Origin of the sequence: Actinoplanes sp. TBRC 11911 (assembly GCF_012933445.1) — a bacterium.
Taxonomy (GTDB): domain Bacteria; phylum Actinomycetota; class Actinomycetes; order Mycobacteriales; family Micromonosporaceae; genus Actinoplanes.
Map to the genome: position 1 here is coordinate 1 of NZ_JABBNC010000004.1, position 21,005 is coordinate 21,005.

The following is a 21,005-nucleotide window of genomic DNA, read 5'->3' on the forward strand; positions in this document are numbered from 1 at the left end:
CGGTGACTGCGGCCCGTCGCGCTGCCCAGGTGGTGCGACGTGTCCGCTTATATAGCCTTCATCCGTATTTGACGCTGCCTTACACATATGTTGCGGCCGGTTTTTCGAGACCTTGGAGAGTTATGGCTCGAATATGGGCGTAACTCTCCAAGGTCTTGAAATCGGGCTGCTAGCGACCTCCCCAAAAGCTACCGGACATGGACAAATCGACCGTCCTATTCAGACGGTCGTCCACGATGCGTAACTGTTCAGCTGGTTCCGTCGGCCGGGAGTCCCCGCGCGAGGCACCGCCGCCAGGCCCGGGCAGGTCCCAGCTCCCCACAGTGGCCGCCCCACCCGGGCGTGGGGAGCCGCGACGCCGAGGAGGTGGCGGTTGCCCACACCTCAGCCACCCCCACCCCCGTGTGGGCAGTCGCGACGCCGAGGAAGTTGCGGTTGCCCACACCTCAGCCACCCCCACCCCGGTGTGGGCACCCGCCACGACCGGAAGGTCCCAGCTCCCCACAGCGACGGTCCGCGCAGGTCCGCCGCGCATGGCCAACTCATCGGAGGGTGAGCGGCGCGAGAAACAGCTGAACAGTTCCACGATGCAGACGCGTCTGTCCGAATAGTGAGAGCGCGGTCTTGGAAAAGCGCAACTGTTGGCTCGCGGCTTGCCTTTGGCGAACCAGACACCGCAACAGGCGCCAACCAGCCGGACCCGGCACGAGGCCGCCGTGGCTGCCGAGCCCGGCCATCCGGCGACCGTGACTGGCGGCAGTGGGCGGGATTGGGCACGAGCGCCGCCGTGGCTGCCGAGCCCCGGCCACCCGGCGACCGTGACCGGCGGCAGTGGGTGGGACGAGCGAGCCATGGCTGCCGAGCCCGGGCATCCGGCGGCCGGGGCGGCGGCCGTGGGCGGGATTGGGCACGGCCGCCGCGGTGGGTGCCCAGGCCCGGCGGCCCCCGCTACCGCGAATGGCGGCGCGGCGGCCGTGCTTCCCGCGCCCGGTGGACACCCGCGTCGGCGGCTGCTGCGAAACGTGAAATGTCGGACATGATTTTGTGAGTTTTCGTCACATGGGCGGGCGTATCCGGGCAAGGTGGCACGTGGCCGATCAACCAGGACCACGGGGGTTCACGTGCACCGGAATCGGACGATCAGTCTGTTCGCCGCCGGCCTTAGCCTGATCATGGCGGTGGGGGAGCCGGCCGTGGGAGCCCCGGCCCGGCCGGGTGGCTTGGCGCTCACGATCGCGCGAGGGAATCCGGGGGCGCTGCCGCTCGAGGCCGGTCGCGGCGATTCGGGAGGCGCTTGGCGAAGTGCCCTGCAGACCGCCGCGTTGGGTAAGCGGCGCACGACCAGGCCGTTCAGCATGATCGGCGTGACTTGGACAGATCCCCGCGCGAGCATGGGCGGCCTCATTCAGGTGCGAACGCGGGCTGTCGGGTCGGGCCGGTGGAGCGTCTGGCGAAGCCTCGAAGCCGACGGCGGTGGTCCGGGTGCCCGCGGCGCGACCGACCCGCTGTGGGTCGGCGATTCGGACGCCGTCGAGTCCCGCGTCGTGGGCGCACGGAAGCCGTTGCCCATCGGCGTCCGAGTGGACCTGATCGATCCGGGTGCCGACGCCCCCCGAACCGAGTCGGCCGCAGGCGAGTCTCGGGCCGAATCGGCTGCGGACCGGTCCCGGGGCGAGTTGGCCGCGGGCGAGTCCCGAGGGGAGTCGGTTGCGGGCGATTCCGGGGGCGAGTTGGTTGTGGGCGAGTCCCGAGGGGAGTCGGTTGCGGGCGAGTCCGGGGGCGAGTTGGTTGTGGGCGAGTCCCGGGGGGACTGGGCTGCGGGCGAGTCCGGGGGCGAGTTGGCTGTGGGTCAGTCCCGGGGCGCGGTGGCTGCGGGCCTGGCCCGTGGCGGGTCGGCCGTGGGGCCAGCGGAGGGCGCCGCGTCGGTCGTGGTTGGCGGGCTGGGTGGCGTCGCGTCGGGGGTGGGTGGAGCGCGGACGGCGGCGGTGGTCGGGGGCGGCGGTGCGGCTCGCGGTGCGGGCTGGGGAGTGGCTGGGCGGGGGAGTGTGCCGCTGCCGGCGCGGCCGGTGCCTCGGATGGTTACCCGCGCCGGGTGGGGGGCCAACGAGGCGATGGTGCGGGACGCGCCTGAGTACACCGGGCCGGTTGAAGTGTTCTTTGTGCACCACACCGCTACCGGGAACGGCTATCGGTGTGCGCAGTCGGCGAGCATTGTGCGGGGGATTCAGGCCTACCAGGTGCGCAGCCGCGGGTGGGATGACATCGGGTACAACTTTTTGGTCGACAAGTGCGGGACCGTGTTCGAAGGGCGCGGCGGGGGTGTCGGGCGGGCCGTGCTCGGGGCGCACACGCTCGGGTTCAACGCGGACGCCAGTGCGATCGCGGTGATCGGCAGCTTCGAGTCGCGCGGGGTCTCCCGGACGGTGCGGACGGCGATCGCGGCGGTGGCCGCGTACAAGCTCGGGGCGTACGGGAATGTGCCGAACGGCCGTGTCGTGCTCACCTCCGGGGGCAGCGACCGGTTTTCGCGGGGTCGCAAGGTCCTGTTCAGCCGGATCTCGGGGCATCGCGACGCCGGTCGTACCGCGTGCCCGGGTGACGCGCTCTACCGGCAGCTGCCGCAGATCCGGGCGATCGCCGGTGCGGGCCCGAGCGACTTGCACTTCGAGCGCGTGTTCGGCGCGCAGAAGCACGGTGCGCTGCTGTTCTCCAAGGGGCTGATCAAGCCGTTGTGGGACGTGCGGACGCCGAGCGCGCTGATCAACCGGTTCGAGGTGTGGGTCGACGGGGTGTTGCGGCTGGCGGCGCCGGGCGGTCATCGGACGGCGGCGCTGCGGCTGGCGCCCGGCGGGCACACGGTCACCGTACGGGCGCTGCATTTGTCCGGGCGGTCGGCGACGAGCACGGTCAAGGTGGTGTCGGACGCGAACGCCCCGGCCTTCAGCGAGGCGCCCGATGTGGTGCTGCGGACCGGGTCGCTCAACGGGACTGTCCCGATCCGGCTCAACTGGTCGGCGCAAGACGTCAACGGGCTCGCCACGGTTGGGCTGGTGCGGCCGACGGCGGTCAACCTGGGCACGACCGGCCACGGACGCAACGGGACGGTCGCCCCGGCGGTGCCGACCACGTTCATGGTGCGGGCCGTCGATCGGGCCGGCAATGCCGTGAACGCCTCGGTGACGCGTACGCCCATGGTTGTCTCGGAGCTGGCGGCGGAACGCAGCGGAACCTGGCGTGCCCTGCGCAACCAGGCATATCTCGGCGGGACAGCACTCGGCGGGACGGCGGCCGGAGCATCCGCGTCGTGGACGTTCACCGGGCGGTCGGCGGCGCTCGCGGTGGGCCGGGGCGCGCAGAGCGGCCAGGTGCGGATCTGGGTGGACGGGGCCGACCAGGGCATCGTCGACCTGCGGTCGGCCGCCACCCGCTACCGGCAGGCGGTCTGGGCGCGGTCGTGGTCCACGAGCGCTTCCCATTCCGTACGCGTCGAGGTCGTCACCCCGGGCGTCGTGCTCGATGGACTTGTCTATTTGAAGTGAGTCCCGGATTCCTGCCAGAAGGTGTCAGTCTCGTTGGTGAGGATCGTGGTCATGACTGGTTTCGCGACGATGGCAATGATTTCGCTGGATGCGGGCGACCCGGCCGCGCAGGCGCGTTTCTACTCGGCGGTCCTCGGGTGGGAGGTCCTGCACAGCGAGGGCGACTTCGCCATGATCGGTGACGGCTCGACGAGCATCGGGTTCGGGCGGGTGCCGGGGTTCTCCGGGCCGGGCTGGCCGGACGAGGCCACCCCCAAGCGGTATCACCTCGACTTCTACGTGGACGACCTGGACAAGGCCGAGGAGATGGCGCTGGCGCTGGGCGCCACCAAGCCCGCCGAGCAGCCGCAGCCGGACCGGTGGCGGGTGCTGCTCGATCCGGCCGGGCATCCGTTCGACATCTGTATCAAGAGCTGATTCAGCGCAGGCGGTAGAAGCGCCAGAAATCGTTCGGGATCGTGAGCACCTCGGGGTTCTCGAAGCCCGCCGCGCGCGCCCACGCCACCAATGTGGGCGCGCGCAGGATCGTTCCGTTGGCGATGACCGGCTTCTCGGCACGGGTGGCGGGCAGGCAATGCAGGACGCTGAACGCGTATTGAAGGCGTTCGACCTCGCCGGCCGGGGCGGTGAATTCGTCCTCGACGCGTTCGTCGCCGATGAAGACGCTTCCGGTCGGGGTGAGGCGTTCGCGCGCGTTGGTGAGCACGCCGACCGGGTCGCCCATGTCGTGCAGGGCCTCGAAAATGGTCACCAGGTCGTAGTGACCCTCGACCGTGGCGGCGTCGGCGAGCGCGAATGTCACCCGGTCGGTGACGCCCGCCCGGGCCGCGGCGGCGCGCGCCTCGGCGATGGAGCTTTCGTCCAGGTCGATTCCGCGGACCGTGATTCCGGGATAGGCGAGCGCCATCGCGATCGACGAATAACCGGTGCCGCAGCCGAGGTCGAGGACCGTGGCGTCGCCGTGCAGGCGCTGTTCGACGTCGGGAATCGCGGGCAGCCATTCGGTGGTGAGCTGGTGGGCGAACATCGGGCGGTTGAACGACGCGATGCCGTGGCGCATGTGCCGGCCGTAGTCCGAATACGGAATGCCGGCCCCGGACCGGAACGCGTCGACCACCCGGGGGGTGAGCAGCCCGAGCCCGACGGCGAACTCACCGGCGGTGCCCAGATAGTCCGGGCCGCCCTCGTCCAGCAACACCACGGCGGTGCCGCTCGCGAGCGCGAACACATCGCCGTCCACGGTCAGCAGACCGGCGGCCGCCTGCTGCTCCAGCCACTCGCGGGCGTAGCGCTCGTCGATGCCGGCCGCCTCGGCCAAGTCTGCGGACGTCCGGGGACGCTCGCGGAGGGCGACGTAGAGGCCGAGTTCGCGGCCCACCTCGATCGTGATGAGTTCGGCCGCGCCGATCAGTGCGGCCAGCAGCCGCTCGCTCAGTGCCTGTGCGTCAGTCGTCATGCCTACCACCGTGACTCATCCGGGGCGGGCCGCCCATCGCCCGCTTGACTTCAACCTGGGTTCAGCTTGCAGGGTTTCGTTATGAGAGCCGCCGTGTTCGATCGTTTCGGGCCGCCCGACGTCCTCCGGATAGCCGACTTACCCGATCCGGAGCCCGCGCCCGGTGAGGTGCGGGTCCGGGTGCGTGCGGCCGGGGTGCAGCCGTTCGACGTCGGCGTACGCCGCGGGACGATGCCCTGGATCAAGGTCGGTTTCCCCCAGGCGCTCGGCCAGGAGTACTCGGGGGTGGTCGATCGTCTGGGGGAGAGCGCGGTGGCCACCGGGCTGCGGGTGGGTGACGAAGTTCTCGGCTCGACGATGCTGAACGGCCACGCCTCGATGGTGTGCGTGCCGGCCGAGAACGTCGTACGGAAGCCGGATCGTCTCGATTTCCCGACCGCGGCGGGTCTGGTCGCCGCGGCGCAGACGGCCAGCGGGGCGCTGCTGGAACTGGGCGTCGGGGAGGGTGACGTGCTGCTGGTGCACGCCGCGGCGGGCAGCGTCGGGACGGTCGCGGTGCAGCTGGCGCGGCTGGCGGGGGCCACGGTGATCGGCACGGCCAGCCCGGCGAACCACGACTACCTGCGGCAGCTGGGTGCTATTCCGGTGGCGTACGGGGAAGGGCTGGTGGAAGCGATGCCGCGGGTGCCGACCGTGGCGCTGGACGCGGTGGGTGGGATGGCCATCGCGCAGTCGGTGAAGCTCGGGATCGCGCCGGAGCGGATCGGCACGATCGTCGATGACAAGACCGCCGCCGAGTACGGGACCCGGGTGGTTCGAGCCGGTCGCAGCCCGCATCGGCTGGCGGAGGTGGTGGCGCTCGCGGCCAAGGGGGCGGTCACGATGCCGATCCGGGCGTATCCGCTGTCCCAGGTGGGCGCGGCGCACGCGGCGGTCGAGTCGACACACGGCCGGGGAAAGGTTGTTCTGATCGTCGAGCCGTGAGTTCATGAGCGCGCGTCGACGAACAGGGCCAGCCCGTCCAGCAGGCGCACCAGGCCGAACTCGAAGAGCTGGTCGAGCGTGTAGTCGAAGCCGGCGGTCGCCAGCTCGCGGAAGCGCGGGAGCCGGCTGTCGTCCATCACCCGCAACAGCGCCGACGTCTGCGTTTCCATCCACTGGTCGTTGGTCAGTCCGCTGTCCTGGATCGCCACCGCCTCCGGTTCCAGGGCGCTGGCCACGCCGCGTACGAAGCTGAAGAAAAGAATTTGGATGTACATGCGCTCGCTCATCGTGAGCGCGGTGCCGTCGAACGCGGCCATCACCCACTCGCTCAGGCGTATGGCGTTGGGCGCGAGCTGCGGCCGGGTGATCGACATGGTGGGGCCCAGCCACGGGTGCCGCTGGAACAACGCCCACTGCGTCCGGGCGTTGAGCTGCAGGCTGCGGCGCCAGTCCGCGTCGGGGCGGGCCGGGAGGCGTAGTCCGTCGAAGGCCGCGTCGATCATCGCCTGGATGAGGTCGTCGCGGCTCGGCACGTGCCGGTAGAGCGACATGGTCGCGACGCCGAGAGTGGACGCGATCCGGCGCATCGTCACCTCGGTGATGCCGTCGGCGTCGGCGATCTCGACGGCGGTGGCGACGATGCGATCGCGGCTCAGCTCGTGCTGCTTCGGCGCGCGCGGGGCCGGGCCGGCGACGATCGTGCCCACGCCCGGCCGCGCGACGGTCAGCCCCTGGTCGCGGAGGGCCTGCTGGGCCTTGATGGCGGTGGCGATCGCGACGCCCCACTCCTTGGTCATCGCGCGGGCGGACGGGACACGGTCGCCGGGCCTCAGATCGCCGCTCTCGATGCGGCCGCGGATGTCGGCCACGATCCGCTTGTACGTCACGTCAGTCCTCCCCGTACTAGTACACCTGGTCTGCCAGTCTGCAGCGTACTAGTGCAGTTTGCACCCTTGTCAGGCGCGCCCCTAGCCTCCTAGTACGTCGATGTACAGCGTACGCGGGGAGGATGGAAATGCGAGTTCTGATTTCTGGTGGGGGCATTGCCGGGCCGGCGCTGGCGTATTGGCTGGTCCGTGCCGGGGCCGACGTGACGCTGGTCGAGCGGGCGCCGGCGCTGCGGCCGGGCGGGCACGCGGTGGACGTGCGCGGCGTGGCCCGCGAGGTCGTCGAGGCGATGGGTCTGATGCCGGCGGTGCTGGACCGTCGTGTCGACGAGCGCGGCTGGATGATGGTCGACTCGCGCGGGCGGCGGCTGGCGTCGATGCCGGCCGAGATGTTCGGCGGCGAGGGAATCGTCGCCGAGATCGAGATCTCGCGTGGCGATCTGGCCCAGGTCCTGTACGAGGCGTCGTCCGGCGCGACATATCGATTCGGTGAGCGGGTGGTCGCGCTGACGCAGGACGAATCCGGTGTGGACGTCGCATTCGCGTCCGGCGATCGGGAACGGTTCGACATCGTGGTCGGCGCCGACGGGGTGCATTCCGGGGTGCGGGCGCTGGCGTTCGGGCCGGAATCCGAGTACGTGCGGCATCTCGGCGCGTACACCTCGTATTTCACCGTCGCCGATCCCGGGGACCTCGACAATTGGTTCCACATGTACAACGCGCCCGGCGGCCGGGTTGCCGGAATCCGGCCCGAGCGCGGCGGAACCGCCAAGGCGAGCCTCGGGTTTCGTTCGGCCGAGGGCTTTCACCGGCTCGACCGGGACGCGCAGATGCGTTTGCTGAACGACCGTCTCGCCGGGGCCGGATGGAAGGTGCCGTCGTTGTTGGAGGCCATGCTCGACGCGCCCGATTTCTATTTCGACTCGATCAGCGCGGTGCGGGTGCCGACCTGGCATCGCGGCCGCGTGGTGCTGCTCGGCGACGCCGGATACTGCGGTTCGCCGCTCGCCGGAATGGGCACCAGCATGAGCCTGGTCGGGGCGTACGTGCTGGCCGGTGAATTGACCGCGGGCGATTCGCCGGCCGACGCCTTCACCGAATACCAGGCACAGATGGCGGCCTACGTGGCGGATGGGACCGAGTTGCCGCCGGGCGGGGTGGCCGCGTTCGCCCCGAAATCGGCGCTGATGATCCGGTTGCGGGCGGTGTCGACGCGCGCGATGACACGCTGGCCGATGCGCAAGCTCCTGGAGAAGCAATTCAGCAAGGCCGAAGCGATGACCCTCAAGCCGTACGCGCGTACACCCTCCGTCGGTGGCGTCTGACTTTCGGCAACCACGGGTGGGCTCTGCGGGTGCGGCGGGGCGGACGTCGCTACCGTTATCGCGTGTCTGCGATCCCGTGGTGGGGGCTGCCCCTCATCGCCGCCGTGTTCGCGCTGGCCGGGGCGGCTGCCGCCCTGCTGGTCAGTGCCCGCAACGACTATCTGAGCAGCCGCCGCAAGCGCACCAGGCGCTGGTACGAGGAGCGACGTTCCGCGTACGTCCAGTTGCTTGCGGTCTTCGAACGTGACACCTACCGTCTCCGGGCCGCCTTCGACGCGGGGGAGAAGCCGGCCCCCGCCTTGGCGTACGTGGATGAGGTCGGGCCGTCCCTGATGCTGGTCCGGCTGCTGGCCTCGGGGCCGGTGCGCAGTGCCGCGCTCGCGGTCCACCTGCTGCTGCAGAAACTGCACGGCGAGATGAACCCGGCGTCGGTCTCCGGGGTGCAGCCGCAGACCCACTTCCGTGAGCTGCTCGCCCAGGTCCCGCTGGTGTTGCAGCAGCTGGAGGCCGCGATCCGGGAGGAACTGCAGATCGAGGTCACCGCCCCCGGCCCGCTGACGCGGCGCCGGCCGGCCAGGACGGCGGCACTGGATGGTCATGAAAACATCGGGCAGGATCTAAGTCGTGAGCGATGAGAGCAGCAACCCCGATGCCGTGACCGCCGCCGTCGTCCGCAGTGGGGTGGTCGCGATCCTGCGCGCGCCCACCGCCGATTCGTTCGCCGCCGTCGCCACCGTGCTGGTCGACGCCGGCATCACCGCGCTGGAGGTCACGCTGACCTCGCGCGGCGCGATCGAGGCGATCGCCGGGCTGCGACGCCAGCTGCCGGAATCGGTCGCGGTGGGCGCCGGCACCGTGCTGACACTGGACGAGGCCAAGGCCGCGGTCGACGCCGGCGCCTCGTTCCTGGTCTCGCCGGTGCTCGACGCCGACCTGGTTTCGCAGTCGCCGGTGCCGTTCTATCCGGGCACCCGTACGCCGACGGAGATCTACGGCGCGCACCGGGCGGGCGCGCCGCTGGTCAAGCTGTTCCCGGCGGCCGGCCTCGGCCCGCAATTCCTGCGCGACCTGCGCGGCCCGCTGCCACAGATCGACATCATGCCCACCGGCGGCATCAAGATCGAAGACATCGCGGACTGGCTGTTCGCGGGCGCGAAGGCGGTCGGGGTGGGCAGCCCGCTGATCGGCGACGCCACGTCCGGCGGCAGCCTCGAAGCGTTGCGCGCCCGGGCCCGGCACGCGGTCAGCGCCGTGACGTTCGCGCGCTCATGACGGGACTGTTCACGTTCGGCGAGACGATGGGGCTGATCGCCGCGGACGGGATCGGACCCGTGGCGTACGCGAAAAGCTTCTCGTTCGGTGTCGGCGGTGCGGAGAGCAATGTGGCCGTCGGGGTCGCGCGCCTGGGCGGTTCGGCCACGTGGCTGGGCCGGGTCGGGCCGGACGCGACAGGCGACCTGATCGCCCAGCGGCTGACCGCGGCCGGCGTGCACACGATGGCGCTGGTCGGGCCGCCATTCACCGGGCTGATGGTCCGGTATCGGCGCTCCGGCGAGTTCACGCACGTCGACTACCACCGGGCCGGCAGCGCGGGGTCGCGGCTGACCCCGGCGGACATTCCGGCCGCTTTGCTGACCGGGGCGGGGATTGTGCACGTCACCGGTATTACGCCGGCGTTGAGCGAGGGGGCGCGGGCGGCCGTCTTCCAGTCGGTGGAGACGGCGCGGTCGGCCGGTGTGCCGGTCTCGGTCGACGTGAACTATCGGTCGAAGCTCTGGAGCCGGTACGACGCCGCGCCCGTCCTGCGCGACCTGGTGTCCCGGGCGGACATCGTGTTCGCCTCGCCGGAGGAGGCTTCGTTGTTCGTCGACCCGGGCGATCCGGTGGCCGGGCTCGCCAAGCTGGGGCCGTCCGAGGTGATCGTGAAGGACGGCGCGCGCGGCTGCCAGGCGCTCATCGGCGGCGTTTCGTTCGTGGTGCCGGCGTTGCCCGTTGCGGTGGTGGATCCGGTCGGGGCGGGGGATGCGTTCGTCGCGGGGTATCTGGCCGATCGGCTGGCCGGTGCGGAGCCGCTGGCGCGATTGACGACCGCGATCGCGGCGGGGGCGTTCGCGGTGACCGTGCCCGGCGATTGCGAGGGGCTGCCGGACCGGGATGAGCTGGGCGCGCTGACCGGGGACGACATCCGGCGTTGACGGGTGTGGGTTCGGGCGTTGCCTGAGGGTCGCTCCGGGCGTTTCCCGGCGGTGTGATCCGGCGTTGCCTGGCGGTGGCACACCGTGTTGCCTGGCGGTGGCGCCCGGTGTTGTTCGGCGGCGGCGTTGGCGCTGACGGAGGGGGCGCCATCGGCATCAAGGCCGCGTTCTCGCCGCGGACGGCGTGGCCCTGTGGATGACGCCGCGAAAGTGTCAGACCCACCTGGTTGACTTGGCCCCACCCAAACGGGTGGGGGTGGCTTGGGCTGCTTCCACGCCGTCGACAACTTGATCTTCTCGGCATCTTCTCGGCAGAGAACCGAGGAAGGCTGCTGTGGCTGCGGTCTGTTGCGGTCGTGGGTGGTGGGCTGGGTATGCCAGCGCGGTTGCGCTGTGCCTCGGGCTCGGTCGCCCGCCGCCTTCGGTGTCGGGTTAGGCCATATAAGGTGCGTTTTGTCATGCCGATGGCTCGGCAACCAATTGGCACTTACCGGCCGCAGGTGGCAGTCGTCTCAATATCTGGACGCTTGTGTCTGCATGGTGGGCGATCGTCCTAACAGGACGGTCGATTTGTCTATATAGCAGCATTTGTGCCTGCGATTTTCGGTCGGATTTCGAGACCTTGGAGAGTTACGCCCACATACGAGCCATAACTCTCCAAGGTCTCGGAAATTCGGCTGCGCACAACTGCGCGCGGCGACTAATGGGGCAAAGGCGATAAATCGCGGCAGCTCCCAGCGGTGGCGGTGGCGGTGGCGGCGCTGGCGGTCGGTGGCGGCGAGGTGGGCGCCGTGCTCGCGACCCAACCGGCGCGGAGTCGCCCACGACGTACCCGCGGCCGACCACCTCATGCTCTTCGGACACGTTGAGCGCCGGGGATGCCACCGCTCAGGTCTGTTGGAGGATTGCGATGACGCCGGCGCGTTAGGGTCGGCGGTGTGGAGATCGCTGGGGTGGTGCTCGCGGCTGGTGGCGGGAGCCGCTACGGCATGCCCAAGGCGCTGATTCGGTACCCGGACAAGCTACTGGTGCAGCGTGCCGTGGACACCCTGCGTGAGGCTGGGTTGCGGCGCTGCGTGGTCGTCCTCGGCGCTGAAGCGGTTGAGGTGCGTGCCGCTGCGACCGATATTTCCGATATTTCGGAAATAGTGGTGAATCCTGACTGGGAGACCGGAATGGGGTCCTCGCTCCGCGTGGGGCTTCACGCTCTGGGCGGCCTTGCTGGCGACCGCGGCCTTGTTGACGACGGCGGGCTTGGCGGCGACGGCGGGCTTGGCGGCGACGGCGGGCTCGGCGACGGCGGGCTTGGTGGCGGCGGCGGGCTTGGCGGCGACGGCGGGCTTGGCGGCGGCGGGCTTGGTGGCGGCGGCGGCCTTGGTGGCGACCGTGGCCTTGCGGCGGGCGCCGAGGTCGAGGCCGCGCTGATCTTGCTGGTTGACATGCCGGGGGTCAGCCCGGAGGCGGTGCGGCGCATCGCCGGGCGCGCCAGGCGCGACGCCCTCGTCATGGGCGGCTACGGGGAACGGCGGGGACACCCTGTGCTGCTCGGGCGCGATCACTGGCAAGGGGTGGCCGAGAGCGCGACCGGCGATCGGGGCGCGCGCGACTACCTGCGCCGCCACGAGGTCGAGGTGGTGCAGGTCGACGACGTCGCCGACGACCGTGACATCGACGTGCCGACGGCAAACCCCTACGCCTGAGGGATCGTCAAACCCCGACGCGCAGGGCGGCCAGCGTGGCGATGCGGTGCGGCTCGTCGAACGGGCCCTCGCCGCGGCGGTCCAGGTGGATGGCGTGCAGGCCGGCCGCCCGCGCGCCCAGCACGTCGAACTCGTGGTTGTCGCCGACGCTCAGGACCTCGGCCGGGGCCAGGCCCCACCGCTCGCACGCCAACCGGAACGCGGCCGGGTCCGGCTTGGCCACGCCCAGGTCGTCGGGGGTGTAGACCGGGCCGATGCCGGCCAGGCCGACCCGGGAAAGCTTGCGGTTCTGCTGCTGCCTGCTGCCGTTGGTCAGCACCGCCGTGCTCAGGCCGGCCGCCGCGATCGTCGCGAGCATCTGCGGCACGTCGGGGAACGAGCGGTACGAGTCCTCGTAGGCCCGCAGGTAGCCGCCGAAGATTTCGTCGAGCTCGCTCTCGGCGTACGGGACCTGGATGGCCGGAAGGAAATCGCGGGTGCAGAGCGTCCAAAGTGGAGAACCGAGGTTCGTACCCGAGAACCGACCGGGCCCGCCCGATGCTCGCGGTGATGCCGCGCTCGATGTGATCGCGGGTCGTGGCCGCGTGATCCGCGCCGACCCGCTTCTCGAAGTCCGGCCACTCCACGAGGTCGACGACCGGCTCGCGGCCGAACCATCGGGCGACCCCGGTGGCCAGCCCTAACGACGTCATCGACTGCTCGGCCACGACGTGGAAGCTCGCGCCGATCGCGGCCGGCCGTCGCAGCGCCTGCTCGAAGGCCTGCGCCACGTCGTCGGCGTGCACGTGGTTGAGCACGCCCAGACCCATGGCGGGCAACGGAAGCGGCTCCCCGGTGGCCAGCTTCCGCCACACGTCGAGGTCCAGGTTGCCGGCCGGGGTGATCACGGACCAGCCGGGACCGGAGATGTGACCCGGGTGCAGGATCACCGACGGGACGCCACCGGACATGGTCTCGCGGTGCAGCAGTTCCTCGACCGCAGCCTTCTGCGACCCGTACGCTCCGTAACCGGTACGCGGCTCGTCCTCGGTGATCGGCGCCCGCAGCGCCCGCCCGTGCACCCAGATCGTGCCGCAGTGCACCAGCAACGGCCGGGCCGGGCGTAACGCGTCGACGAGCTGCTGGGCCGACGAGGGGGTGAAGCAGATCAGGTCGATGACCGCGTCCGGGCGCAGCGAAGCTATCCGCGTGCCGAACGTGCCGGCCGCGTCCTCGGCCTCCCGGTCGGCGACCACCCGGGTGACCGACTGCCACTCCACCGCGGGGTGGTAGGGCTCCTGTGTACCGCGGCTGACCGCGACGACCTCATATCCGGCGCGCACCAGCCGCGGCACTAAGTACGTGCCGATGTGGCCGGTCGCTCCGATGACGACAACACGACGCATGCCGGTCAGCGTACGACGGAAGCTAGGCGGAAGGCTTCCATTCGATCGTGGCCATCAGCGCGGACAGGGCCCGCAGCTGCCCGTGATCGAAATGATCGAGCAGGTTGCGCCGCACGCTCGCCGCGTACGACCGCTCGGTCTGATGCAGGCGGGTCCGGCCGGTGATCGAGAGGACGGCGCTCCAGCCGCGCCGGTCGCCGGGCACCGGTTCCCGCGAGACCAGTCCGCGCTGCTCCATCAACCGCACCATCCGGCTGATCCGGCTCACCGACAGGCCGGTCGCGGCCGCGAGCTCGGTCATCCGCAGCCGCCCCTCGTCCACCTCGGACAGACGGCGCAGCGCGGTGTACTCGCTGAGGCTCAGGCTGTTCTCCTCGAAGAGATCCTGGTCGACCCGGCGCTGGACGGTCACCGCCGTGAAGAGAAACTCTTCGAAGATGTCCCTCTCCTCCGAGGTCAAACGCGACAACGGGACTCCTTCGGACCGGTACATCGGCTAATCCGATGCTCAGACGTCGCGAAGGTCGCTTCATTCACGCCGCGTGCGCGCGGTCACAGGGTTCAGGCGGCCAGACGATGGGGTGCCGACGGACCGCGCAGAAGATCCTCGATGCGGTCGACGAGCCTGGCGGCCACGTCGATCTGGCCCAGCTCGGTGTACCGGTCGCGGGCCTCGCGCCAGGCGAGCACCGCCTCGTCGCGCTGCCCGGCGGCGGCCAGCAGGTCACCGAGCTGCCGGTTCGCCACCGCGACCTCCAGCACGTTGCCGGCCCGGCGGAGCAGGTCGCGGGCCCGGTGATAGGAGGCCAGCGCCTCCTCGGTGCGGCCCAGTCGCACCTGCGCCTGCGCGATCGCCCCGGCCAGCGATCCGGCGGTGTTGACGTCGTTCAGCTCCAGCGCGGTCGTCTCGGCGCGGCGCAGGTCGGACAGGCCGCCGTCGATGTCGCCGAGCTTGGTGCGTTCCTGACCGAGGGTGAACAGCGTGAGCGCGATCCCGCGGCGGTCGCCGGCCGTCTCGAACAGCGCCAGCGCCCGCTCGAAGTTCTCCCGAGCCGCCACGTGCCGGTTCGCCTCGGCGTGCACGGTGCCGAGGTTGCGATAAACGTGGGCCTTGTCGAGCGTCCGGTCCAGCACGTCGAGCAGGTCCAGCGCGCGTTGCAGCGGCCCGGCCGCGGACAGGATCCGTTCCTCGGCGCCGGGCCGCCCGGCCGACAGGTCGTTGCGTCCGCCCAGCGCCAGGGCACCGGCCAGCATCCGGTTCATCGCGGCCTGGCCCTCCAGGTCCTCGGCGTCGATCGCGGCGCGTAGCGCGTGCTCGGCCGTCGTCGTCCACCGCTGGAACATGGCACGCCGCTGGTAGTAGGGCATGAGCAGCTCGGCCAGCCGCCAGGTGTTGGCGCCCGGGATCTCGACCGCGTCCTCCAGGACCGCGAGCTCGGTGGTGAACCACGTCATCGCCGCGGTCGTGTCCGGGATCGGCTCCGGCGTCGCGTCGCCGCGCGCCGGCGGCGGCTCGCTCGACCGGAACGACCCGTGCAGCATGATGTTCGCCGCGTGCCCCACCCGCGTCAGGTGGTCGAGCATCCGACCAAAGGCGGCGATCCGGTACGCCTCCGGATCCTCGACCCGGCCCAGCTCCGCGGCGTACGCCTTGATCAGGTCGTGGAACGCGTACCGGCCCGGCCGGGTCTCGGTGAGCAGCCGGGTGCGGGCCAGTTCCCGGAGCAGCTGCCGCACGGTGTGCAACGGCTGCCCGGCCAGGTTCGCCACGCCCACGGCACCGAAATCCGGTCCCGGATGGACCGGCAGCAACCGGAACAGCCGGGCCGCCGGGTCGCTCAGCATCCGGTACGACCAGGAGAAGACGTTGCGAACGTCGCTGCGCGGCTCCTCACCGTCGAAGAAGTCCAGCGGCGCCGCCATCCGCAGCTCGTCGGCGATGTCCCGCAACGGCCACTCCGGGTAGGTCAGCGCCCGCCCGCACACCACCGCTATCGCTAGCGGCAACCGCCCGCACCGCTCGATGATCTCGTCCAGCGCCCGCTCCTCGCCGGCGATCCGGCCGGTGCCGAGCCGGGCCACCATGCCGGTGCGCGACTCCTCGTGCGACGGCGGGGTCAGGGTCAGCGGCACCGCGCCCTCCTGGGCGATCAGCCCGGTCAGGCGGTTCCGGCTGGTGACCAGCACCAGGCTGTGCGGGGAGGCGGGCAGCAGCGGGCGGATGTGCTCCTCGTCGCGCGCGTTGTCCAGGATGATCAGCATGCGGCGGTCCGCGGTCATCGTGCGGAACAGCGCGTTGCGCGCGCCGGCGTCGGCCGGGATCCGCTCGTGCGGCACACCCATCCCGGCGAGCAGATGCGCCAGCGCCTGGTCGGCGTCGAGGACCCGGCGGTGGACGTCGAAACCCTGCAGGTTCACGAACAACTGGCCGTCCGGGAACTCGTCGGCCATCTGGCGGGCCCAGTGGATGACCAGGCTGGTCTTGCCGACGCCGGGCAGGCCGTCGACCACCCCGACCACCGTCGCGCACCGATCCCGGCCGGTCTCGGCCAGCAGCCCGGTCAGCCGGGTCAGCTCGGCCGCGCGGCCGCTGAAGAACCGGGTGCCGGCCGGTACCTGCGACGGGATCGCGCGCGGCGCCGGCAGCTCCGCGGCGCCGTCGGCGGCATCCTGGCGGAGCACCCGGTCGTAGGCGGTGCGGAGCTCGTGCCCGGGGTCCACGCCCAGCTCCTCGACCAGGCGCGAGCGCACCGAGTGGAAGACGCCGAGCGCCGCGGCCTGCCGCCCGGTCGCGGCCAGCAGCAGCATCAGGCGGGCCTGCAGCGCCTCGTCCAGCGCGTTCTGCTCGGCCACCTCGCGGATCACCGGCATCAGATCGTGGGTGTCGCCGGTGCTCAACGCGTCGTCGACCGCCGCCCGGGCAACCGCGACACGCTCCTGGTCGACGGCGTGGAACTCGGGCAGCATCTCCGGATCGGGATCCAGGTCGGCGGCGCATCGGCCGCTCCACAGCCGCAACGCCTCGGTCCGCAGCGCCAGCGCCTTGGCGTGGTCACCGAGCTCGGTGGCCTGCCGTCCCTGCTCGGCGAGGCGGCGGAACTCGAGCAGGTCCAGCGACTCGGGCTCGATGTCCAGCCGGTAGCCGCCGGCGGCGCGCTGCAACCACTGCCCCTGGACGCGGTACGGCAGATCCGGTTCGAGCAGGCGCCGCAGCGTGCCGATGTGCCGGTGCACGATGTCCGCCGCGCGCTGCGGCGGGACCTCGCCCCAGAGCAACGCCGCGAACTCCTCGACGGTGACCGGCTTACCGGCCCGCAGTAGTAGCAGACCCATGACGTGGCGTAGCTGCCGGGGGCGAAGGTCGATCTCGATCTCGCCGCGCCAGGCCCGCACCGGACCCAGCAACGCGAACCTCACCACGTGATCCACCCCGCATCCCCCGACGACGTAGCAAACGTATCCAGGTCCGGGCCGTTCCCCCGCACGAATGTGAACGACGCCGCTACCAGGGCGTGACGTAGGCAACACCGCCATCCGCGAATTCCGCCCGGCCGCCTGCGTCTGGTCCGCGACCAACTGGAGGAAGCATGCCCGTGATCCGAACCGACGACGGTACCGACATCTTCTACAAGGACTGGGGGTCCGGACGGCCGATCGTCTTCAGCCACGGCTGGCCGCTGTCATCCGACGACTGGGACACCCAGATGCTGTTCTTCCTGCAGCAGGGTTATCGGGTCGTCGCCCACGACCGGCGCGGTCACGGCCGGTCGGCGCAGGTCGCCGACGGGCACGACATGGACCACTACGCCGACGACCTGGCCGCCGTGATGAACCATCTCGACCTGCGCGACGCGGTGAACATCGGGCACTCCACCGGGGGCGGCGAGGTGATTCGCTACCTCGGCCGGCACGGCACCGACCGGACGTCCAAGGCGGCGATCCTGTCGGCCGTCCCGCCGCTCATGGTGCAGACCGACGCCAACCCGGGCGGGCAGCCCAAGAGCGCCTTCGACGACCTGCAGGCGCAGCTCGCGACCAACCGCGCGGCCTTCTATCGCGGCATCGCGGACGGTCCGTTCTACGGCTTCAACCGGCCCGGCGCCGAGGTGTTGCCGGTGCTGGCCGACAACTGGTGGCGGCAGGGCATGATGGGCAGCGCGAAGGCCCACTACGACGGCATCGTCGCCTGGTCCCAGACCGACTTCACCGAGGACCTCACGAGGATCTCGATCCCGGTGCTCGTCATGCACGGCGATGACGACCAGATCGTCCCGTACGCCGACTCGGCGCCCCTGTCCGCGAAACTCCTCCCGAACGGGACCCTCAAGACGTACCCGGGCTTCCCGCACGGCATGCCCACCACCCAGCACGCGACCATCAACGCCGACCTGCTGGAGTTCATCCGCTCCTGAGCGGGTAAGCCGGAGGGGACCCCGCCCGGTCCCCTCCGGCCGGCTACGCCGCGATCAGGCCGATGCCCGCGGTGAGCAGACCGACGCCCAGGGCGGCCGCACCGATCCAGATCAGGGCGACGAGAGCGTTCGGCCGCTGCGGATCCCGGCCGAGCACGGACAGGAAGAACCCGGCGGGCATGAACGCGGCGGCGACGAGCACCCCGAACGAGAGCGCCGACCAGGGCTGGCCCACCCCGTTCGTCTGCACGAGGATCATCACCAGCAGGCCGAGAATGACCAGCACACCCGCGTGCGCGTGGCCGGCTCGGAAGAACGACACCTGCAGCGGATTCGCCGGAACGCCGCCGCGCACCACGCGCAGCAGGAACGTCCCGCCGTACGCGATACCGAGAACGGTCAGCAGGACCACGCCTGCCACGGTTTGATGAGCGCTGTCGAGCACGCCTCGCAAACGCACCGCGATGCTGAATATTCAAATAGATCTCCTGTCGGAGGAGGACACCCCCGTGAATGTCGTCCCGCTCGGCCGCAGCGGCATCAAGACCACCGAGTTCCTGTACGGCGCCGGGTCCATCGGTGGCGTCGGCTCGCCGGTGGCGACCCGCGGTCTCGGCATCACCGCCGATCAAGGGTTCGAGCGGCTCATCGAGGCGTACGAGCTGGGCATCCGGGGAATCGACACGGCGGACGCGTACGGCGGCGGCGAAAGTGAACGCACGGTCGGCCGCTGGCTGTCCATGCACGGCACGAACGACGTCCTCGTACAGACGAAGGTGGGCAACGTCGTCGAGCCGGATCGGGTCCGGGTCGACCTGTCCGCCCGCTACATCGAGCGGCAGCTGTCCCAGAGCCTCACGCGTCTCGGCTGCGTCGACGTGTGCCTCTCACACGCGATCGACCCGGAGACGCCGATCGAGGAGACGCTCACCGCCTTCGCCGCCGCGTTGCAGGACGGCACGATCCGGGCGTACGGGGTCAGCAATGTCGACGCCGAGCTGCTGGAAGCGTGGCTGGACGGCGCCTCGCGCAGCGGCCTGCCCCGGCCCGAGATCGTGCAGAACGGCTTCAACCTGCTCAATCGCGACGACGAGCACGGGCTGGCCGGCCTGATCGAGTCGGAAGGTCTCGCCTACCTGGCCGCGTCGCCGCTCGCCGGCGGGGTTCTCTCGGACCGCTACCTGGACGTCGCCGAACCGCCGCCGGGCAGCCGGATCGCGCTCGCCGGCGACCTGCAGTACCCGGGCATGTACTCGCCGGCGAACCTGGCGCGCGTCGCCCGGCTGCGCGACCTCGCCGGCGCGGCGGGCATCAGCACCGCGGGTCTCGCGCTCGCCTGGCTCCGGCACCACCCGCTGGTGACCGCGCCGATCGTCTCGCCCAGCACCGACGCGCAGTGGCAGGCCGTACGGGATGCCCTGACCGTGCCCGTCGACGACCAGGTGCTCGCCGAGGTCTCCGGCATCTTCAGCCGCTGAGCTGGTCCGCCGCGTCCTTGCGTAGCCGGCTGGGCGTACTGCCGGTCACCGTCCGGAAGGCCTTGCCGAACGCCGAGGGCGACCGGTAGCCGACGCTGGCCGCGATGTCGTCGAGGGTGCGCCCGGTCGTGGTCAGCAGGTCGGCCGCGATCGTCATCCGGGTCTGGGTCAGGAAGTCGGCCACGCCCATGCCGGTGGCGGCGGAGAAGTGCCGGGTCAGCGTGGCCCGCGAGACGCCGGCGACGCGGGCCAGGCCGGCGATGGTCCATTGCTTGTCCGGCTCGTTCACCACGGCGTCGACGACCGCGCGCAGGCCCGCGTCGGCGACGGCGGTCCAGGGGGCGACGAGCTTCACCGAGGCGGGGCTGCCGTTGCCGTCCCCGCGCAGGACGAGCGCGAGCAGGGCGTCGCAGAGCGAGGCGAGCAGGGCCCCGGCGCCCGGGCCGTCGATGGTCGCCTCGTTGCGCATGAGCTGGCCGAGCAGGAACAGCGGCGAGCCGGCGGCGAGGCCGAAGGAGGCGTGCACGATGTCCGGCAGCCCGGTGAACAGCAGCTCCCCGGCGCCCGGGCGGAACTCGTAGTGGCCGCAGAAGAGGTCGACAACGGGTGTGCTCACGCTGCGGAAAATGTCCATCGAGTCGGCGCTGTAGATCTCGGCGGGGGCCGGTGGGCCGTCGGCGACGACCCGCATGCGGTGGCGCCCCGCGCGCGGCAGGATCAGGACGTCACCCGCACGCAGGTCGACCGTGCGGTCGCCGACTTCGGCCACGCAACGACCCTCCAGCAGAACGTGGAAGGGCACGCGGCCGTGCGCGCAGGGCGGATTGTCCAGGACGTGACTGCCGGCCAAGAGGCAACGCAGGTCGATGGCCGCCTCGAGACGGGCCATACGGATGATGGTGCTGATCGCGTCCATGACCGGCTTCCGATACTAGCCGCGGCCGGTCGGTTCAGCCGAGCATCGCCTGACGTAGCGCCTGGATGGCGTAGTGCTGGCGGGAGCGCACCGTGCCGATCGGGATGTTCAGCAGATCGGCGACCTCGCGGGTGGTGCGGTTGCGGACGAATATCTCGTCGATGACCTGCCGTTGCGGGAAGGCCAGGTCGCTGAGCGCCTGACGGAAGGAGTCGGCGGCCACCACCGTCGAGGAGACGTCGTCGGATCGGCCCGGCTGGTCCCCCTCGACGTTGGCGGACAGATCCGACCGGCGTACCTTCTGCCGGCGTACGTGGTCGATGAGCAGCCGGTGCGCGACGGTGCGCAACCAGCGCCGGATGCCCTCCTCGTCGTCCGGGAGCCGTTCCTGCGACTGCCAGGCACGGATGATCGTCTCCTGCACGATGTCCTCGGCGGTGTGGTGTTCGCCCTGGGTCAGGTGCAGGACGAAGCGGACGAGGGGCAACCGGTGGGTTTCGATCAGCTCCTTCATGCGAGTGTCGGATTTGGCATGGGCGGTCGGGTATCGCATCCAGTGTCCTTGCGGGCGGGCGAGTTCCTGATGGCAAGGACGCTAGGGAGGAGCAACCGACCTGCGACTGAGGTCGTACTGACGTGACCGGCCGCCCGGGTCATTCATCCGCGATCATGACGTAGGTCACCGCGAGCGGCGCTGAATTCTGCGGGCCGCCGTGCGTCCTGAGCGC

18 protein-coding genes and 1 pseudogene are annotated in these 21,005 nt (G+C 70.9%); 10 read left to right on the top strand and 9 right to left on the bottom strand.

Translation table 11 applies throughout. The annotated features are described in order from the left end of the window. Window positions 1-2,075 precede the first annotated feature (2,075 nt). Window positions 2,076-3,539 carry an N-acetylmuramoyl-L-alanine amidase gene (locus tag HH310_RS07740; protein ID WP_169174748.1) on the top strand — a complete coding sequence of 488 codons (1,464 nt, stop codon included), beginning with the start codon at window positions 2,076-2,078 and terminating at the stop codon, window positions 3,537-3,539. Window positions 3,540-3,590: 51 nt separating this feature from the next. Further along, complete coding sequence (locus HH310_RS07745) at window positions 3,591-3,956, top strand: VOC family protein (RefSeq protein ID WP_169174749.1); 366 nt, start codon at window positions 3,591-3,593, stop codon at window positions 3,954-3,956. 1 nt (window position 3,957) lies between these two features. On the opposite strand, the gene HH310_RS07750 is transcribed toward HH310_RS07745, so the two are convergent. Beyond that, complete coding sequence (locus HH310_RS07750) at window positions 3,958-4,995, bottom strand: bifunctional 2-polyprenyl-6-hydroxyphenol methylase/3-demethylubiquinol 3-O-methyltransferase UbiG (RefSeq protein WP_169174750.1); 1,038 nt, start codon at window positions 4,993-4,995, stop codon at window positions 3,958-3,960. Window positions 4,996-5,076: 81 nt separating this feature from the next. Between HH310_RS07750 and HH310_RS07755 the strand changes: the two genes are divergently transcribed. After that, window positions 5,077-5,979 (top strand): NADP-dependent oxidoreductase, encoded by a 903-nt coding sequence (locus tag HH310_RS07755; RefSeq protein WP_169174751.1) that lies wholly within the window; start codon window positions 5,077-5,079, stop codon window positions 5,977-5,979. Between the two features lie 2 nt (window positions 5,980-5,981). Here the strand turns inward: HH310_RS07755 and HH310_RS45265 are convergent, their stop codons facing one another. After that, window positions 5,982-6,866 (bottom strand): TetR/AcrR family transcriptional regulator C-terminal domain-containing protein, encoded by an 885-nt coding sequence (locus HH310_RS45265; protein WP_312033900.1) that lies wholly within the window; start codon window positions 6,864-6,866, stop codon window positions 5,982-5,984. Between the two features lie 128 nt (window positions 6,867-6,994). On the opposite strand from HH310_RS45265, the gene HH310_RS07765 reads away from it, so the two are divergent. The 5 genes from HH310_RS07765 (at window position 6,995) to HH310_RS07785 (ending at window position 12,086) form a co-directional block, all read left to right on the top strand. After that, window positions 6,995-8,191, top strand: coding sequence for an FAD-dependent monooxygenase (locus tag HH310_RS07765; RefSeq protein ID WP_169174752.1), 1,197 nt, complete (start codon window positions 6,995-6,997; stop codon window positions 8,189-8,191). A 62-nt stretch (window positions 8,192-8,253) separates the two neighbouring features. Next, complete coding sequence (locus tag HH310_RS07770; RefSeq protein ID WP_312033901.1) at window positions 8,254-8,826, top strand: hypothetical protein; 573 nt, start codon at window positions 8,254-8,256, stop codon at window positions 8,824-8,826. Further along, the gene (locus HH310_RS07775; protein WP_169174753.1) at window positions 8,816-9,463 is read left to right on the top strand and encodes a bifunctional 4-hydroxy-2-oxoglutarate aldolase/2-dehydro-3-deoxy-phosphogluconate aldolase; all 648 of its coding nucleotides are present in this window, start codon (window positions 8,816-8,818) and stop codon (window positions 9,461-9,463) included. Before HH310_RS07770 ends, HH310_RS07775 begins: the two co-directional genes overlap by 11 nt. Then, window positions 9,460-10,386, top strand: a complete 927-nt coding sequence (locus HH310_RS07780; RefSeq protein WP_169174754.1) for a sugar kinase — start codon at window positions 9,460-9,462, stop codon at window positions 10,384-10,386. The genes HH310_RS07775 and HH310_RS07780 overlap by 4 nt, the downstream gene beginning before the upstream one ends. Window positions 10,387-11,324: 938 nt before the next feature. Beyond that, window positions 11,325-12,086, top strand: coding sequence for an NTP transferase domain-containing protein (locus HH310_RS07785; RefSeq protein ID WP_169174755.1), 762 nt, complete (start codon window positions 11,325-11,327; stop codon window positions 12,084-12,086). 7 nt (window positions 12,087-12,093) lie between these two features. Here HH310_RS07785 and HH310_RS07790 read toward each other — a convergent pair whose 3' ends face one another. From HH310_RS07790 to HH310_RS07805, 4 genes and pseudogenes are all read right to left on the bottom strand, one after another. Then, entirely contained in the window at window positions 12,094-12,675 is a 582-nt protein-coding gene (locus HH310_RS07790; protein WP_169175069.1) for an HAD family hydrolase, read from the bottom strand. Between the two features lie 193 nt (window positions 12,676-12,868). Next, window positions 12,869-13,471: pseudogene (locus HH310_RS45745) on the bottom strand (NAD-dependent epimerase/dehydratase family protein); the annotation flags it as partial. 22 nt (window positions 13,472-13,493) lie between these two features. Further along, complete coding sequence (locus HH310_RS07800; RefSeq protein ID WP_169174756.1) at window positions 13,494-13,940, bottom strand: MarR family winged helix-turn-helix transcriptional regulator; 447 nt, start codon at window positions 13,938-13,940, stop codon at window positions 13,494-13,496. 92 nt (window positions 13,941-14,032) lie between these two features. Beyond that, window positions 14,033-16,900 carry an AfsR/SARP family transcriptional regulator gene (locus HH310_RS07805; protein ID WP_169174757.1) on the bottom strand — a complete coding sequence of 956 codons (2,868 nt, stop codon included), beginning with the start codon at window positions 16,898-16,900 and terminating at the stop codon, window positions 14,033-14,035. 158 nt (window positions 16,901-17,058) lie between these two features. Here HH310_RS07805 and HH310_RS07810 point away from each other — a divergent pair, with 158 nt between their 5' ends. Beyond that, window positions 17,059-17,883: an alpha/beta fold hydrolase gene (locus HH310_RS07810; RefSeq protein ID WP_169174758.1), complete on the top strand. Its 825-nt coding sequence runs from the start codon at window positions 17,059-17,061 to the stop codon at window positions 17,881-17,883. A gap of 43 nt (window positions 17,884-17,926) precedes the next feature. Here HH310_RS07810 and HH310_RS07815 read toward each other — a convergent pair whose 3' ends face one another. Further along, entirely contained in the window at window positions 17,927-18,304 is a 378-nt protein-coding gene (locus HH310_RS07815) for a hypothetical protein (protein WP_169174759.1), read from the bottom strand. An 88-nt stretch (window positions 18,305-18,392) separates the two neighbouring features. Between HH310_RS07815 and HH310_RS07820 the strand changes: the two genes are divergently transcribed. Continuing rightward, entirely contained in the window at window positions 18,393-19,361 is a 969-nt protein-coding gene (locus tag HH310_RS07820) for an aldo/keto reductase (RefSeq protein WP_169174760.1), read from the top strand. Here the strand turns inward: HH310_RS07820 and HH310_RS07825 are convergent. Both HH310_RS07825 and HH310_RS07830 read right to left on the bottom strand, forming a co-directional pair. Next, entirely contained in the window at window positions 19,351-20,277 is a 927-nt protein-coding gene (locus HH310_RS07825; protein WP_169174761.1) for an AraC family transcriptional regulator, read from the bottom strand. The genes HH310_RS07820 and HH310_RS07825 overlap by 11 nt on opposite strands. A 34-nt stretch (window positions 20,278-20,311) precedes the next feature. Further along, window positions 20,312-20,830, bottom strand: coding sequence for a sigma-70 family RNA polymerase sigma factor (locus HH310_RS07830; protein ID WP_169174762.1), 519 nt, complete (start codon window positions 20,828-20,830; stop codon window positions 20,312-20,314). Between the last annotated feature and the right edge of the window lie 175 nt (window positions 20,831-21,005).